This window comes from Paraburkholderia sp. JHI2823 (assembly GCF_038900695.1).
Taxonomy (GTDB): domain Bacteria; phylum Pseudomonadota; class Gammaproteobacteria; order Burkholderiales; family Burkholderiaceae; genus Paraburkholderia; species Paraburkholderia mimosarum.
Genome location: NZ_JAYMRY010000019.1, coordinates 107,311 through 124,044, shown reverse-complemented (window position 1 = coordinate 124,044; position 16,734 = coordinate 107,311). Strand labels below are relative to the sequence as shown.

Below are 16,734 nucleotides of genomic sequence, written 5' to 3'. Positions count from 1 at the left end.
CGCGCCGCCTCGACAAAGCGGAAAAGGGAGGGGCTGGCGCCTACTTGCTCAGCACGCGCATGGCCGTTTCGAGGCCAGCGACGGTGAGCGGATACATACGGTGCCCGAGTATCTCGCGGATGATCGAGACCGACTGGCGGTACTCCCATAGTCGCTCCGGCTCGGGATTGAGCCAGGCGAAATGCGGGAACTGGTCGGCGAGGCGGCGCAGCCAGACGGCGCCCGCTTCGGGGTTGGTGTACTCGACCGAGCCGCCCGGCTGGAGCACCTCGTACGGGCTCATGGTGGCGTCGCCCACGAAAATGAGCTTGTAGTCGGGTGTGAACTTGTGGAGCAGGTCCCACGTGGGCGTGCGCTCGGCGTGGCGGCGGCGATTGTTCTTCCACAGGTAGTCGTACACGCAGTTGTGGAAGTAGTAGAACTCCAGATGCTTGAACTCGGCCTTGGCCGCCGAGAACAGCTCTTCGGTGCGCTTGATGTGATCGTCCATCGAGCCGCCCACGTCGAGCAGCATCAGCACCTTCACGTTGTTGTGGCGCTCGGGCACCATCTTGAGGTCGAGCCAGCCGGCGTTCGCCGCGGTGCTGCGGATCGTGTCGCCGAGATCGAGTTCCTCGGCCGCCCCTTCGCGCGCGAAGCGGCGCAGGCGGCGTAACGCCACCTTGATGTTGCGCGTGCCGATCTCGACCTGGTCGTCGTAGTCGCGATACGCGCGCGCGTCCCACACCTTCACGGCGCTGCGCTGGCCGCCCTGCTCGTTGGCCGCGCCGATGCGGATGCCCTCGGGGTTATAGCCGCCGTGGCCGAAGGGCGAGGTGCCGCCCGTGCCGATCCACTTGTTGCCGCCTTCGTGGCGCTCTTTCTGCTCTTCGAAGAGCTCCTTGAGGCGCTCCATGAGCTTGTCGAGCCCGCCCATCGCTTCGATCTGCGCGCGCTGCTCGGGCGTGAAGTCGCGCTCGAGACGTTTCTTGAGCCAGTCTTCGGGAATGTCGAAGGCGAGTTCGGACTTCTTCTCGATGCCGCGAAAGTACGCGCCGAACGCCTGGTCGAAGCGGTCGAAGTACTGCTCGTCTTTCACGAGCGTCATGCGTGCGAGGTAGTAGAAGTCGTCGAGCGAAGGCGCGATCACGCGCGCCTTGAGCGCTTCGACGAGCGTGAGGTACTCCTTCACGGAAACCGGCAGCTTCGCGTCGCGCAGCGTGTAGAAGAAGTCGATCAGCATGCGGTGTCTCCGGCTTGCTCGCGCATGTTCCTCGTCAACGGTTGTGACGGTTCATGTAGATGAGGCGCTCGAACAGCGTCATGTCCTGCTCGTTCTTGAGCAGCGCGCCTGCGAGCGGCGGCATGGACTTCGAACCGTCGGCCGCGCGCAGCGCCGAGGGTGGAACTTCCTCGGCGAGCAGCAGTTTGAGCCAGTCGAGCAGTTCCGAGGTGGACGGCTTCTTCTTTAGCCCCGCGACGTTGCGCAGTTCGAAGAAGCTTTCCATGGCCGCGTTGAGCAGTTCCTTGCGGATGCCCGGATAGTGCACCTCGACGATGCGCTGCATCGTGGCCGGATCGGGGAAGCTGATGTAGTGGAAGAAGCAGCGGCGCAGAAAAGCGTCTGGCAGCTCCTTCTCGTTGTTCGACGTGATGATGACGAGCGGACGCTGCTTCGCCTTGATGAGCTGGCGCGTCTCGTACACGTAGAACTCCATGCGGTCGAGTTCGCGCAACAGGTCGTTCGGGAATTCGATGTCGGCCTTGTCGATCTCGTCGATGAGCAGCACGCTTTGTTGCCCGGACTCGAACGCCTGCCACAGCACGCCTTTCACGATGTAGTTGGCGATGTCCTTCACGCGTTCGTCGCCGAGCTGCGAGTCGCGCAGACGCGACACCGCGTCGTACTCGTACAGGCCTTGCTGCGCCTTCGTCGTCGACTTGATGTGCCACTGCATGAGCGGCATGTCGAGCGCCGCCGCGACTTCCTCGGCCAGCATCGTCTTGCCGGTGCCGGGCTCGCCCTTGATGAGCAGCGGGCGTTTCAGCGTGATCGCGGCGTTGACCGCGAGCTTGAGGTCGTCGGTGGCGACGTACTGCGAAGAGCCTTCGAAACGCGTGGCGCGCATGGTGAATCCGCTCGCTGGGAAAAAAATCCCAGTATAAGTCAGATGGGGTGTCGCGTCGGCGGGGCCTCGCGTATCGTTGGGGCCGCGCCGTGGGGTGCGCTTCCCGGGCCAGACGTGCCGGCCCACGCCGCTTTGGCGCACGCAAGCGGCACGCCTGCGCATGGGCACGGCGCGCGTCAGGGTTCGTCCGGGTTGCCTGCGGGCGGACTGCTGCGCGACGGTGCTCAATGAGTGCTGAATGGCGAAGGCGGGGCCGCCGCGCGGCGCCGCCAGGCCCTCCGAAGCCCGCCAGGCGTGGCGCGGCCGGTGGACGGCCGGCGCGGCGTCGCGGTATACTCGGACCGATTTTTTTCGGCCTGCACGGCGACCCCAAAAGTAAAACAGCAGTAATGCGGCGCAGGCCGTGGCCTGCGGTTCGGGCGTTCGAATCCCCTCAAGCCAGGTTGGATGCTATGAAAAAAATTGTCGGCAAGCACGTCGTCGCGGGCGCAATCACCATGCTGGCGTGCTTCGCGGTCACGGCTCACGCGGATGTCGTGGGCAATGCGAAGGCGGGGCAGGACAAGGTGGCGATGTGTATCGGCTGTCATGGTATTCCCGACTATCGCACCGCCTATCCCGAGGTCTATCACGTGCCCATTCTGGGCGGCCAGAACGCCCAGTACATCGTGAACGCACTGCACGGCTACAAAAAGGGCGACCGGCGTTTTGAGACGATGCACGCCATCGTGTCCTCGCTCAGCGAACAGGACATTGCCGATATCGCGGCCTACTATGCTGCGCAAACGGCCGCGTCGAAAGACAATCCGAACAAATAACCGGCAGGTGGAAAACACATGAACAAGCCCTATACGGCTGTGCCCTCGTTTGCCGGTGCAACGTTCAAGGCGGCTCGCGCGGCGCTCGCGCTGGCAGCCGTGCTGGCGCTTCACCCCGCCCACGCGGCCGACGCCTCCAACGGCAAGGTTCTCGCAGATAGCCACAACTGCGCGGCCTGTCACGGACCGGGCCTGAACAAGCCCGTGAGCCCCGAATATCCGAAGCTCGCCGGCCAGCACGCCGACTATATCTACTGGGCGCTGCGCCAGTACCAGATGGGCACCGGCAATCCGCATCTCGGGCGCAACAACCCGATCATGCAGGCGCAGGTGCAGAGCCTCTCGCAGAATGACATGAAGGATCTCGCCGCGTACATCCAGTCGCTCAAGGGCGACCTCGTCAACAAGAAATAAGCCTCGACGCGCCCCGCTGCAAGCGGGCCGCGTCATGTCGATCACCCCGCGTGGGCCTCGTCTTCGGCGAGGCAGTCGCGGGGTGTTTCGTTGTGGGGTCTTCGTTTCGGTCGCGGTTTCAGTCGCGTCTTTAGTGGCGCTTTAGTCGCGTGAAGCGCGGCGCTCGATGCGCATGAGATAAGCGTCGGTATCGGGTGGCGTGTTCGTGCGTTGCGCTTCCCAGATCGTTTCGCCAAGGCATTCCATGATCGCATGCTGCGCGTCGTGCGTGGAGCCAAGGCGTGCCGCGAGCCGGTCGTGCGCCGCGCGAATGCCCGGCGGCTGATCGATCGAGAGCTGCTCGCTGATCGCGAGGTGCATCGACAGATGCAGGAACGGATTGCTCTGGCCGCGCTCGGGCGAGTAGTCCTGCGCGGCGGCCGCGTCGGCATCGGCGAGTTCGGCGTGATATTCGGGGTGCTCCACGATCCAGTCGGCGGCAATCGCCTCGAGCGGCGTGAGGATTTCGCCCGCGCGCTGCTTGCGCCAGGTCTCGGTGAAAAAGCGACGGACTTCGTCACGGCTGGGATTGAACATCTCGACTCTGCGGTATCGATGAAGCGGCGTCTCGCTGCGACGCTTCGGTTAGTCATTTTACGCGCGGGGCGCGTGCTCGCTCAGAGCTCGGGCGGCGGCGTCTTCGGCCTGAATTCGCACAGCGGCTCGATCACGCAATGCCAGCACTCGGGCCTGCGCGCCTTGCACACATAGCGGCCATGCAGGATGAGCCAGTGATGCGCGTCATGACGGAACTCGGGCGGCGTGAACTTCTCGAGCGCGGTTTCCACGGCGCGCACATCCTTGCCGGGCGCGAGTCCCGTTCGGTTCGCAACCCGAAAGATATGCGTGTCGACGGCGATGGTCGGTTGGCCGAATGCGGTGTTGAGCACCACGTTCGCCGTCTTGCGCCCGACGCCGGGCAACGCTTCGAGTGCCTCGCGCGTTTGCGGTACTTCACTGCCGTATTGCTCGATGAGGATGCGGCAGGTCGCGATCACGTTCTTCGCCTTCGTGCGATAGAGGCCGATCGTCCTGATGTAGTCGGCCACGCCTTCCTCGCCGAGCGCGAGCACCGTTTCCGGTGTGTTGGCGACAGGAAACATCCTGCGCATGGCCTTGTTCACCGAAACGTCCGTGGCCTGCGCGGAGAGCATCACGGCGATCAGGAGTTCGAACGGCGTAGTGAACGCAAGCTCGGTGGTGGGATGCGGATTGAGGCTTTGCAGCGTTTCGTAGATAGCGCGGCGCTTGGTGGCGTTCATGCTCGTTGTACGTGGGCCTTTTGCATTGCAGTCAGGTTCGCGGCGCTTCGCTATCGGGCGCTTTGATCGTCGTCGTTGCGTGGCACTTCGTGCTTTTCGCCGTTCCCCGCGCCTGCGTCCGGCTCGATGCCGATACGCTTGCGGCGCGCCTCGGCCGCGTCGATCTGCGCCTGCACGTCGGCGCTCACATGCTCGACGTTGCGCGGCCCCAGGCCCTGTTCGGCCATCTCGGCCTTCTTGCGGCGCGCGCGTTCGAGCGCCGCCTGGATGATCGCTTTCTTCTTCGCTTCGGCGTCGTCGGTGGGGGCGCTCGCTGGCTGCGAGACGCTCGCCTGCGTAGCCGCGACTTCTGCCTGCGCACCCGGTTGCGCTTGCGCCTGGGCGTGCGTCGAGGCGCGGCGTGCCGCGGCGCGCGCCTCGGCCGCGTTGCGCTCGGCTGTCTGACGCGCGAGACGCCGGTCGTGGCGCACGCGGGCTTCATCGGCCTGCTGCTGTGTCCATGCATCCCAGCCGGTCGCTTCGCCCGTAACGGGAATCATTGCTATGCAGTCGACCGGGCAGGGCGCGACGCAAAGATCGCAGCCCGTGCACAGATCCTTGACGATGGTGTGCATCTGCTTGGGAGCGCCAACGATCGCGTCGACAGGGCAGGCCTGCATGCACAGCGTGCAGCCGATGCACAGTTGTTCGTCGATGAACGCGACCGCCCGCGGACGCTCGAGGCCGTTGTCCGGATTGATCGGAATGACGGGTTTGCCGAGCAGGCTCGCGAGGCGCGCAACGCCTTGCGCGCCGCCGGGCGGGCACTGGTTGTAGTTGGCGTTGCCGGCAGCGATGGCCTCGGCATAGGGCCGGCAGCCGTCATAGCCGCACTTCGTGCATTGGGTCTGGGGCAGCAGATCTTCGATGCGATCTGCGAGTGTCTTGGGATCGTTCACGTTCGCTACATCGGGGCGGGCCGGTCGGCGGCGTGACCTTGGGCGAACACGGGCTTCGCGCCTGACCGGACAGGGCGCACATGCACAGCGCCGAAACTCGTATTATCGCCGATTTCCCGCATTGCCATCGGCGGGCCATGTGCCATAATCAAAACGCTTAATGCGAAGCACTGCTGCGAAGCACTGCGGCGAAGCACCGTGCAGTCAGGGGAAATGAATAGACGTAAGCGGTACGTGTCGGGCACGGCAGCCAAGGTGCTTTGCATGAGGCAGACAGGGGGAAGAACGATGTCGGCTCGCAACGACATCAAACAAACAAGAAGGAACGCAAGACCGTAGGTCGGAGGGTGTCTGTCCATTAACAGCGCGCCCCGCACAACGTTGTCGATCCCAGGGCGAGGAGAGGCCCGGCGTCGTACTGCCCGACAGCGCAAACCGGACAACGCGGCTTAACGAGATCCTGCCACCATGAATCAGCCAAAAATCAAAAGAGATCCTGAAGGCACGCGCCGCCGCATTCTGCTCGCCGCGGCGGAAGAATTCGCCAATGGCGGCCTGTTCGGCGCACGCGTCGACCAGATCGCACGACGCGCGGAAACCAACGAGCGCATGCTCTATTACTACTTCGGCAGCAAAGAGCAACTGTTCACTGCAGTCCTCGAGCACGCGTTCGGCGCGCTCAACGAAGCGGAACGCGCACTCGATCTCGCGGGGCTCGCGCCCGTCGAGGCGATCACGCGGCTCGCGCATTTCGTGTGGGACTACTATCGCGACAATCCCGAACTGCTGCGGCTCGTGAACAACGAGAACCTGCACGAGGCGCGATATATGCAGAAGTCCACACGAATTCGCGAGATGATCTCGCCGATCGTGGCAACGCTCGGCGCGATCCTCACGCGCGGCGAATCGGCTGGGCTGTTCCGCCCGAGCGTCGATCCGTTGCGGCTCTACGTCACGCTTTCGGGCATGGGCTACTACATCGTTTCGAATCGCTATACGCTCAACGCGACGCTCGGACGCGACTTCAGCGCGGCCGCCGAGCGTGCGGAAATCATCCAGCTCAATACGGAAATGCTGCTCGCGTATCTCATGCGCAAGTAACACCGAAGGCACGCGCCGCGAATCCGCGAAAACGTTTCGTGCGCCACAAACGAAGCGCGCCGTCCATGGACGGCGCGCGGGGTGTATTGCTTTGCGCTTTTGGTGAAGCGCGATGGCTGACGTCAGGCGACGGCGCCTTCCGCAGAGCGGCCGCGAGCGGAAGGCCGCGCGCCCTTGTTGCGGGCGGCCTGCTGGTGATGGCGAATGAAATCGCGCAACTGCGGGTAGATGATCGTGCGCCAGCGGCGGCCCGAGAAGATGCCGTAGTGGCCGCATTTCTCGGCGGTCAGATGATGCTTGTTCGCATCGGGAATGCCCGTGCACAGGTCGTGCGCGGCGCGCGTCTGGCCTGCGCCGGAAATGTCGTCGAGTTCGCCTTCGATCGTGAAGAGCGCCGTGTCGCGAATGTCCTGCGGGCGCACGCGCTCGCCGGCGACGTCCCACGTGCCTTCTGCGAGACTGAATTCCTGGAACACCGTGCGGATGGTGTCCAGATAGTACTCGGCGGCCATGTCGAGCACCGCGTTGTATTCGTCGTAGAACTGGCGATGTGCTTCGGCGTCCTCTTCGTCGCCGCGCAGCAGGCTCTTGTAGAAGTCCCAGTGCGCGGTGGTGTGGCGGCCAGGATTCATGGCGACGAAACCCGCGTGTTGCAGGAAGCCCGGATAGACTTCGCGCCCTTCGCCCGGGTAGTTGGCCGGCACGGGATGGATCACGTTGTTCGCAAACCAGTCGAGCGAGTGCTCCATAGCGAGCGAGTTGACGGCGGTGGGGCTGCGCCGCGCGTCGATCGGGCCGCCCATCATCGTCATCGTGAGCGGGGTGTCCTCACCGCGGCTCGCCATGAGCGAGATGGCCGCGAGCACGGGCACCGTGGGCTGGCAGACGGACAGGACGTGCAGATTCTTCGCGCCGATATGGCGGATGAATTCCTGGATGTACGCGACGTAGTCGTCGAGGTGGAACGGACCGGCTTCGAGCGGCACCATGCGCGCGTCGATCCAGTCGGTGATGTACACCTTGTGGTCCTGCAGCAGCGTGCGCACGGTGTCGCGCAACAGCGTCGAGTGGTGGCCCGAGAGCGGCGCGCACACGAGCACGACCGGCTCGTCCTTGAGCGCGGCCACGGCGCCGCTGTCGTCGGCGTAGCGCTTGAAGCGCAGCAGGCGGCAGAACGGCTTCTCGACGATGGTCTGCTCGACGATCGGAATGTTGAAGCCGTCCTTCACGATCTGGCGAAGGTTGAATTCGGGCTTCTCGTAGTCCTTGCCAAGACGATAGAGCAGTTCGTAGCCTGCGGCGAGGCGCGTAGCGCCCGGCACGAGTGAAAACGGGCTCGACGGATTCGAAAACGATTTCGAGGCGGCCTGGGCCCAGGCGGTCAGCGGGCTCAGCAAAGCGCGCTGGAATTCACGGATTTGATAGAGCATGGGCGCTCCGGCATCTTTCAAGGGGGCGGTTCGCAGCGGGGTCGCGCGGTTCAGGCGCGGAGCAGATGCGGGCCGTTCAGGTTGGTCGGTCAGTCATTCAGTCAGGTTGTATATCGGCCGCCACCCGGGGGGCTTTAGCGCGGGTAGACCCGCATACGCCAGGCCGTGACCGGCTCCAGGCGGGTGCAAGGCGGCACGCGCGTTCACCCCGTTGCCAGGCGGTGCGGGGAGTCGCGCAGTCGAATCAGTCAGACTATCCCGCCCCGTTATTGTGCAACGCAGCAACTCTAGTGTACCCCAGCTCGCGAAAACGTCCAGGCGCTTTCGAACAATTACGACTCGGATGCAACAGCCGGCTCGGCCGACTTGCTTTCGGCGACGGGATGTCCCGTCTCCGTCGCGATGTCCTGCTCGTGCCGCATGAGGTTCAGGCCCGTATGCACGAGCGCGACATGCGAGAACGCCTGCGGAAAGTTGCCGACGAGCCGCCCCGCAATGGGGTCATATTCCTCGGCCAGCAATCCCACGTCGTTGGCGAGCGAGAGCAGGCGCTCGTACATGCGGCGGGCGTCGTCCATGCGGCCTTGCAAGGCCAGGTTGTCGACCATCCAGAAGCTGCACGCGAGGAAGGTGCCTTCGCCCGGCGGCAGCCCGTCGTTGAAATCGGTGGTGCGATAGCGCATCACGAAACCTTCGCACATGAGGTCGCGCTCGATCGCCGCGACCGTGCCCGCGATGCGCGGATCCCGCGCCGGCAGGAAGCCGACCAGCGGCATGAGCAGCAGGCTGGCGTCGAGATCGGTGCCGCCATAGATCTGCGTGAAGGAGTTCAGATCCTTGTTGAAGCTGTACTCGCAAATGGCGGCATGGATCGTCGCCCGCAGCTCGCGCCAGTGAGCGATCGGCCCGGGCAGCTCGAACTTTTCCGCCGATTTGATGGCGCGGTCGAATGCGACCCACGCCATCACCTTCGAAAACGTGAAATGCTGCCGGCCGCCGCGCGTTTCCCAGATGCCCTCGTCGGGCTCCGTCCAGATCGTCTCGAGGTGCTCCAGCATCGCGCACTGGATCGACCATGCGGTGTCATCGGCCTGCAGGCCGCCCACGCGCGCGAGGTGCAGCGCGTTCATCACTTCGCCGTACACGTCGAGCTGCAGCTGGCCCACGGCGTTGTTGCCCACGCGTACGGGCTTCGCGCCCTCGTAGCCGGGCAGCCAGTCGAGTTCGAACTCGGGCAGGCGCCGCTCGCCAGCGAGGCCGTACATGATCTGCAATTGCGAGGGCGAGCCCGCCATCACGCGGCCGAGCCATGCGCGCCAGGCGCGCGCCTCGTCGTAGTAGCCGCCGCGCATCATGGCGAGCAGCGTGATGGTCGCGTCGCGCAGCCAGCAATAGCGGTAGTCCCAGTTGCGCGTGCCGCCCAGCTGCTCGGGCAGCGAGGTGGTAGGCGCGGCGACGATGCCGCCCGTGGGCTCGTAGGCAAGCGCCTTGAGCGTGATGAGCGAGCGGCGGATCGGTTCGGCCCAGCGGCCTTCCACGGTGCTGCGCGAAGCCCATTCGGTCCAGAAGTTCTCGGTGCGCGCGAGTGCGGTGAACGGGTCGCGCGGCGGGGGCAGGCGCAGATGCGAGGCCGCATACGAGAGCGAGAACGGCACCCGTTCGCCTTCCTTGACGTCGAACTGCGCGACGGTGTGCATGTTCTCACCCTGGAGATCGACGGGCGTGCGCAGCACGACCGTGTCGGGGCCCACGGTTGCCTTGATGCCGCTCTCGTAGGTGAGCCGGCTCACCCACGGCACGGAAAAGCCGTAGTCGAAGCGCAACACGAACTGGCTTTCCATGCGCACAGTGCCGCGCCGTCCCACGACGATGCGCACGAGTTCTGACCAGCCGTTGCCCGGCGGCATGAAGTCGATGAGCGTCACCGCGCCATCGGGCGTCTCGAAATCTGTTTCGAGGATCAGCGTTTCGCCGCGATAGCGGCGCGTGGTCTTGACCGCGAGTTTCGCGCCATCTTCGGGCTGCGCGGGTGCGATGAGCCAGCGGCCGTTCTCCTCGGTGCCGAGGAGGGCGGCAAAGCACGCGCCGGAATCGAAGCGCGGCCAGCAAAGCCAGTCGATGGAGCCGGCGCGGGATACGAGCGCGGCCGTGTGGCCGTCGCCGATCAATGCATAGTCTTCTATGAGGGCGGGCATGGTAAGCAGATTGACAGCGTTGCTCGAAAACGTAAGCCGCTCGCCGCTTGTCGCGGCACGCACGCACAAGAGTAGTGGCAGCGGGGCCGCCTGTGCAATGCGTTTTGCGGGGCAACACACGCAAATCCCTATGCGGCCAGGTCAACGAACGTCAACGAGGGCCTCAGAGACGCCCCATCCCAAAAAGCCCGACGAGTCCGATGATGATGAGATAGAGCGCGACGATGTAGTTGAGCAGGCGCGGCACGACGAGGATAAGAATGCCCGCGATGAGCGCGACGAGCGGCCCGATGGCGACGTGAATGTTCATTACGGCTCCCTTGTGGCTGCTGGTTTGAAGCGTTGTGCAGTTGCTCCGACGTTGATTCCTTATTGCCCTCGATGATCGGTGCGCGGCGGCGGGCATGGGCGATGCGTGCCTGGGGCCGCTACGCTTGCGCGGCGGGCGCGCTCGAGGTCTCTTATACTGGGTCGGTATCCCATGCATCAGACGAAATGGCCTGGCGATCAGGATCGCGGTTGCGCACCGCCATTGCTGCCGAGCCATTGCGCCGCATCGACAAGAAAAAGGAGATCGCTATGTTCCTTCGCCTTGGAGTCGCAAGGATCGTGCCCGCGGCTTCGCGTTCATATGGCCGTCTTCGTCGAACCGTGCACGGACGCGCGCATTTTCTGACGCAGCTCATTAAAGGTATCTTCATCATGGCTTCCGTCGCCGCGGCGCCCACATTCGCGCAATCCGCTTCGCAATCCGGCTCCACGGGATCGTCTGCTGGCGGGATCTACAACCTCATCATCGGCACGTACACGGGCGGCAAGAGCGAGGGCCTCTACGTCTACCACTTCGATACGCGAACCGGCGACGCGCAGCAAGTGAGCGTCGCGAAGACCGTGAATCCGTCGTTTCTCGTCGTGAGCAAGGACAGCCGCTTCGTTTACGCAGTGAACGAATTGCCCGGCGATAACGGGCCTGCCAGCCTGCGCGGCGACGTGAGCGCGTTCGCCTTCGATGCCGCAAGCGGTCAGCTAACGTTCCTCAACAAGGTCTCGGCGCAGGGCAACGATCCGTGCTACCTGAGCCTGTCGCCCGATGGGCGCTATCTCTTCGTGGCCAACTATTCGGTCGCGACCGATCCGGGCGGAAGCTTCGCGGCCCTGCCGGTGCAGCCCGACGGCAAGCTCGGCGAGGCCGTGCTCACCGTGCATCACGAGGGCGGCGGCCCCGTGAAGGGGCGTCAGGACAACGCGCACGTTCACTCCACGGTGTTTTCGCCGGATGGGCACTACCTCTTCGCTCAGGATCTCGGCACCGACAAGCTTTGGGCCTATGTCTACACGCCCGACGGCAGCCGCGACGTCGTGAGTCCGGCCGAGTGGCGTTACACCGGCGTGAAGGCCGGCAGCGGCCCGCGCCATCTGCGCTTCGGCAATGATGGCCGCCACGCGTATCTCACGAGCGAACTGGCCGCCACCGTGACGGTGTTCGGCTATCACGACGGCCACATGGATCCGGAGCAGATCGAGGAGCTCGCCGAACCGGGCTTCCAGGGCACGCAGGGCGCGGCGGCGCTGCACCTTTCGCCGGACGGCAAGTTTCTGTACGTCTCCAATCGCGGCGACGCCAACGACATTTCGATCTTCGCGGTCGATGGCGACAGCGGCAAGCTCACGCGCGTGGGGCGCCAGTCGAGCCTCGGCAAGGCGCCGCGCGAGTTCGCGATCGATCCGACCGGGCAGTGGCTCATCGTGGGCAACCAGAACAGCGATACGGCCTACGTGTTCCGCCGCGATCGGCAGACGGGGCTGCTCGAGCCGAACCCTAAGCGCATCGATATCGGCTCGCCGGTCGACTTCAAGTTCGTCGCGCAGTAACGCACTTGAGGATGGGGAATGAAGGCGCGCGTCGCGCCTTCCTCACTCGCCCTGGCCGCCGCCCGGCACGAGCACTTCGCGGCTGCCGTTGATGCCCATCGGCGAGACGAGGCCCGCCGTTTCCATCTGCTCGACGAGACGCGCGGCACGGTTGTAGCCGATGCGCAGTTGCCGCTGCACCGACGAGATCGACGCGCGCCGCGTGCGCACGACGAATGCGACCGCTTCGTCGTAGAGCGGATCGGCTTCGGCATCGGGGGAATCGCCGAACAGGTCCTGCGGCGCGCCTTCGGAAGCCGGGCCGTCGAGAATGCCCTCGATGTATTCGGGCTCGCCGAACTGCTTCAGATACTCCACCACGGCATGCACTTCCTCGTCGGCGACGAACGCGCCGTGCACGCGCTGCGGGTAGCCCGTGCCCGGCGGCAGGAACAGCATGTCCCCCTGGCCTAGCAGCGATTCGGCGCCCATCTGGTCGAGAATCGTGCGCGAGTCGATCTTCGATGACACCTGGAACGCCACACGCGTCGGAATGTTCGCCTTGATGAGACCCGTGATGACGTCCACCGAAGGACGCTGCGTCGCGAGAATCAGGTGAATGCCCGCGGCGCGCGCCTTTTGCGCGAGACGCGCGATCAACTCTTCGATCTTCTTGCCCGCGACCATCATGAGATCGGCGAGCTCGTCGATCACGACCACGATCATCGGCAGCGGCGAGAGCGGCTCCGGCGCCTCGGGCGTGAGCGAGAACGGATTGCCGATCTTCTTTTCGTGCGCTTCGGCGTCGCGGATCTTCTGGTTGAAGCCCGCGAGATTGCGCACGCCCACGGCCGACATCAGCCGGTAGCGCTTCTCCATTTCGCCCACGCACCAGTTCAGCGCGTTGGCGGCGAGCTTCATGTCGGTCACGACCGGCGCGAGCAGATGCGGAATGCCTTCGTACACGGAAAGCTCGAGCATCTTCGGGTCGATCATGATGAGGCGCACGTCCTCGGGCGTCGCCTTGTAGAGCAGCGAGAGGATCATGGCGTTGATCGCCACCGACTTGCCCGAGCCGGTCGTGCCCGCGACGAGCATGTGCGGCGCCTTCGCGAGATCCGTGACGATCGGATGACCGACGATGTCCTTGCCCATCGCGATCGTGAGCTTCGACTGCGAGCGCTGGTACTGCGGCGATTCGAGGATCTCGGAGAGGCGGATCATCTGCCGGCGCGCATTGGGCAATTCGAGGCCCATGCAGGTCTTGCCGGGGATCGTCTCGACCACGCGGATCGACGTGAGGCCGAGACCGCGCGAAAGATCCTTCATGAGGCCGACGATCTGGCTGCCGCGCACGCCGAGCGCGGGCTCCACTTCGAAGCGCGTGATGACCGGCCCCGCCGATGCGCCGACCACCGTCACGGGCACCTTGAACTCCTGGAGGCGCTGCTCGATGAGCTGGCTCGTTTCGGCGAGTTTTTCCTCGGATACGGGCTCGATCTCGGACGAGGCGCATTCGAGCAGATCGAGCCCGGGCAACTCGACCGCCGATGCGCTGAGCGGCTCGAACACGAAGCTCGTGGGCGCGTGGCCGCGCACGGGAGTGCGCGCGGCGGGCGGCTCGGGCGCCTCGACGGGTTCCGGGGCGTCGTACGCGGGCGCGAGGTCAGGGCTCGCTGCGCTGCGTTCGGCAGGGACGGCGGGGTAGGGCGCCGGAGCGGCGACGAGCGGTGCTGTGACGGGCGCGGGACTCGATGCAGGCGCCGCCAGGACCGCAGCGGGGTGGTCTGCTGGCTGCGCATCGGCCACCCACGGGGGTGTCGTGATGGACGCAGGTACTGCCCAGGTGGCTGGCGCGACGGGCGACGGCGTGACGGAGCCAGGCGCGGTTGCGGTTGCCGCAGTACCGCTTGCGGCCAACGGCGCGGTAAGCGCAACACTGCCCGGCACGTCGACGCGGACTTGCTGCGCTTGCGCTTCCACTCCGGCAAGTGCCGACGGCGCTTCGGGCGCTGCGCTCACAACGACCTGGGGCTGAGCGAAACCGGCGGCGGGCGCGTCGATGTGCGATTCGCTCGCGGTTTGCCGTGCCGCGTCGAGCGGCATCGAAGATGCCGCATGCGAGGCAGTGGCCCCAACGTATGCGGGCATCGTATGCGTGGATGAGTCGAGCGCACCGCCGTAGGTGGCGTGCGCAGGCGTCACAGGCGCGGACTCGTCGAGGTCTACGGTCGCTGCGCTATCAACCATGTCGACGGTGGCATCCGCTTCAGGCGTGCGCTCGCCGAGCGGCGCTGCGTGAGTTGCCGACGCTGAGGCGGTGTCATGTTGCGCCTCGCGGCGCGGAGCGTGCACGACGTTCGGCCGGGCCGGCTCATATGGCGCATACGGCACGGGATCCGCCTCGGCGGGCGCCGGTCGTGCGGGCTGCTCGCTTGCCGCGGCGGGGGGCAGCATCGGCGCGGTGACGGGTGGGGAAGCAGCGGGATCGGCTGCGAGAGGCTGGGGCGCCTGGTCTTCCACCGGCACCGGCGTGAACGTGACGAACGGCTCCGCTGCCCGAATGTCGGCAGAGGAGGCCGTCGTGGGTTCGTCGTCGAGCAGGATCCACGGCACGCCGTGATCCAGCGTCGGCCAGGGGGAGGCGCTCGCGATCTCCGGCGGTCGGGCGTGCGCAGGCCCGGCGTGTATCGACTCCGGCGAGGCATCGGGTGCCATCGCGCTCGAAGCGCTCTGCGCCGGAACCTCCGCAGGCGCGGGTTGCCGGGGACTTGGCACAGTCGTCTGCTCGCGGGCGGAAGTGACGGAGGCTGCCTCGGACATTGAGGCGTCCTGCGCCGCCGCAGGCGGGGTGGCGGCGTGCGCGGCGGGTGCCGTGCCTGTCGTCGAATCGTCGGGCTGGCCGTCGGTGCCTGTTTGCTGGACCGAGTGGACGCGCGCGTTCGGCGAGACATCGTTGCCATCGTGCTGCGCGAACGCCACTTCCTGCTGAATCGGCGCAGTCGCCGTGGCTGCGGAAGCCGGCGCAGCCATCGGCGCAATCTCCAGCGATGTGTTCGGGGCTTGCGCGTGCGTCTGCTCCGCGCCCGGCATCGCGCCGGTTTCGTCGAGCGTGCGACGCGCGAGGCTCGCGCCGGCGAGCGTGGTCCAGCGCGCGGCGTTCTCTTCGATCGAGCGCAGCGTCTCCAGCACGCTCGTCGAGAGCGGTGCTTCGGCCTTCGCGACGTCAGCCGGAGGACGCGAGTAAGCCGGCATTGCTGGCGGCGTGTGCGCCGACTGCGAAGTGAAGGGCGCCGGCATCGGCGGCCGGGCGTGGACACGCGAAGGCTGGCCTTGCCACACCAACGGACGCGGCGGCTTCGCAACGCGCGGCGGTGCGGCGGCAGCGGCGCGCGCCGCCGTGCTGCCCGCCGCCGGCGGGGGGGCACTGCGGCGCGGCATGGCCGGTTGCGCGAATGGCGAAGTCAGCGGATCGCGCGGCGCCGGTGCGGCGGTGGAAGCCGCGCTGCGCGCGGCAGTGACCGCGGCGCTAGCGGCGGCAACCGGTGCGCCGTGCATCGCGGCCGCCGCCGCGCGCGCGCCCGCCATCGCAGCGGACGCGGCGGGGCGTGCGCGGCCCGGCTCCGCGCCCCATGGCCCATTCGATTGCGCGGGGAAGGCCGGTGCGCTGCTCGCGCCGCGCGCCGGCGGGCGGCGCGGGTCACCGGGCGGCGCACCGTGTTGCAGCGGTGCGCGCGGCGCTTCCATGGCCGGTCGCGCCATGCTCGCGGGCGGCGATCCGCGCGTGCCGCGCAGCCAGTCCGCGGCGGCGGTCGGCTCGGTGCGCGCCCCTGCGGCCGAGGGATCGGCGGGGCCGCGCAAGCCCGGTTCGACACGCCACGACGACGCTCCCGCAGGCAGGTCCTGCGCCGCCGCGGCGGCCGTTGCGCCGAACTCCGCGCCTATCGCTGCGGCTGTGCGCGCGCCATCGCGCTTGTCACGCGCCTCACGGCCTTCGCGCGCGGGCGGCCGCCAGATCGTCGGGCGCCTGCGGCGTGCGCCGTCGCCGGGCATCGGCAAGTTGATGGCGGGTGTGCCGTGCGCGAGAACTCCGTCGTCGGCCGCGTCGCGTCGACTGCGGCGTTCGCGGCGCGATCTGTCTGACGTGTCGTTCGCGGTGTCGCGCCTCGCGCGGATGTTCAGGCCGAGCCCGAGCGAGATGTCGGCCCACACGAGGAAGTCGCGCCAGTGGAAGTCGAGCAGCCACGGCAAGCTCACGAGAAGCAGCGCCAGCATTGCGAGCGGCGCGGCCACGTGGCCGATGAGCCTGCCGAGCCCGCCCGAAAGCGCATGGCCGAGCGAGTCGAAACCGGCGATGTCGATGAGCGTCGCTTCGAGCGCGCAGCTCGCGATGAGCACGCCGGCGAAGCCGAGCCAGAGCCGGATCGTGCCCGGGCCGCGCAGGCCCGCGCCGCCCGGCAGCACGGACTTGGCGAGGCGCCAGATCAGAGGGATGAACCAGACGGCCGAAATGCCGAACCAGCCAGGAACTACCGTGTGCATGCCAGGGATGTACGTAGAGAAGGTGTGCGACGTGTG

General features: G+C 66.4%; 13 protein-coding genes. 4 read left to right on the top strand and 9 right to left on the bottom strand.

Annotated features, from left to right (window positions below):
• Positions 1-40 precede the first annotated feature (40 nt).
• Positions 41-1,222 (bottom strand): VWA domain-containing protein, encoded by a 1,182-nt coding sequence (locus VSR34_RS21055; RefSeq protein WP_028210472.1) that lies wholly within the window; start codon positions 1,220-1,222, stop codon positions 41-43.
• A 34-nt stretch (positions 1,223-1,256) separates the two neighbouring features.
• Entirely contained in the window at positions 1,257-2,108 is an 852-nt protein-coding gene (locus tag VSR34_RS21050) for a MoxR family ATPase (RefSeq protein WP_028210471.1), read from the bottom strand.
• 452 nt (positions 2,109-2,560) lie between these two features.
• Between VSR34_RS21050 and VSR34_RS21045 the strand changes: the two genes are divergently transcribed.
• Both VSR34_RS21045 and VSR34_RS21040 read left to right on the top strand, forming a co-directional pair.
• Positions 2,561-2,926 (top strand): c-type cytochrome, encoded by a 366-nt coding sequence (locus VSR34_RS21045; RefSeq protein ID WP_028210470.1) that lies wholly within the window; start codon positions 2,561-2,563, stop codon positions 2,924-2,926.
• A gap of 18 nt (positions 2,927-2,944) precedes the next feature.
• Positions 2,945-3,340: a cytochrome c gene (locus VSR34_RS21040; protein WP_028210469.1), complete on the top strand. Its 396-nt coding sequence runs from the start codon at positions 2,945-2,947 to the stop codon at positions 3,338-3,340.
• Positions 3,341-3,481: 141 nt separating this feature from the next.
• On the opposite strand, the gene VSR34_RS21035 is transcribed toward VSR34_RS21040, so the two are convergent.
• From VSR34_RS21035 to rsxB, 3 genes are all read right to left on the bottom strand, one after another.
• Positions 3,482-3,916, bottom strand: coding sequence for a DUF1841 family protein (locus VSR34_RS21035; protein ID WP_028210468.1), 435 nt, complete (start codon positions 3,914-3,916; stop codon positions 3,482-3,484).
• Positions 3,917-3,996: 80 nt separating this feature from the next.
• Positions 3,997-4,641 carry an endonuclease III gene (nth, locus tag VSR34_RS21030; RefSeq protein ID WP_028210467.1) on the bottom strand — a complete coding sequence of 215 codons (645 nt, stop codon included), beginning with the start codon at positions 4,639-4,641 and terminating at the stop codon, positions 3,997-3,999.
• 50 nt (positions 4,642-4,691) lie between these two features.
• A complete protein-coding gene (rsxB, locus tag VSR34_RS21025; protein WP_342963374.1) occupies positions 4,692-5,579 on the bottom strand; it encodes an electron transport complex subunit RsxB in 888 nt (295 codons plus the stop codon).
• A gap of 468 nt (positions 5,580-6,047) precedes the next feature.
• Here rsxB and VSR34_RS21020 point away from each other — a divergent pair, with 468 nt between their 5' ends.
• Positions 6,048-6,680, top strand: coding sequence for a TetR/AcrR family transcriptional regulator (locus tag VSR34_RS21020; RefSeq protein WP_028210465.1), 633 nt, complete (start codon positions 6,048-6,050; stop codon positions 6,678-6,680).
• Between the two features lie 122 nt (positions 6,681-6,802).
• Here VSR34_RS21020 and phaZ read toward each other — a convergent pair whose 3' ends face one another.
• The 3 genes from phaZ to VSR34_RS21005 all read right to left on the bottom strand — a co-directional run bounded on the left by phaZ (position 6,803) and on the right by VSR34_RS21005 (position 10,615).
• On the bottom strand, positions 6,803-8,110 hold the full coding sequence (phaZ, locus tag VSR34_RS21015) for a polyhydroxyalkanoate depolymerase (protein ID WP_042289081.1): 1,308 nt from the start codon (positions 8,108-8,110) through the stop codon (positions 6,803-6,805).
• Between the two features lie 332 nt (positions 8,111-8,442).
• Positions 8,443-10,305: a glycoside hydrolase family 15 protein gene (locus VSR34_RS21010; protein WP_342963373.1), complete on the bottom strand. Its 1,863-nt coding sequence runs from the start codon at positions 10,303-10,305 to the stop codon at positions 8,443-8,445.
• A 163-nt stretch (positions 10,306-10,468) separates the two neighbouring features.
• A complete protein-coding gene (locus tag VSR34_RS21005; RefSeq protein WP_081715866.1) occupies positions 10,469-10,615 on the bottom strand; it encodes a DUF3096 domain-containing protein in 147 nt (48 codons plus the stop codon).
• A gap of 392 nt (positions 10,616-11,007) precedes the next feature.
• On the opposite strand from VSR34_RS21005, the gene VSR34_RS21000 reads away from it, so the two are divergent.
• Positions 11,008-12,177, top strand: a complete 1,170-nt coding sequence (locus tag VSR34_RS21000) for a lactonase family protein (RefSeq protein WP_342963372.1) — start codon at positions 11,008-11,010, stop codon at positions 12,175-12,177.
• A 42-nt stretch (positions 12,178-12,219) separates the two neighbouring features.
• Here VSR34_RS21000 and VSR34_RS20995 read toward each other — a convergent pair whose 3' ends face one another.
• Entirely contained in the window at positions 12,220-16,698 is a 4,479-nt protein-coding gene (locus VSR34_RS20995; protein WP_342963371.1) for a DNA translocase FtsK, read from the bottom strand.
• Positions 16,699-16,734: the final 36 nt, after the last annotated feature.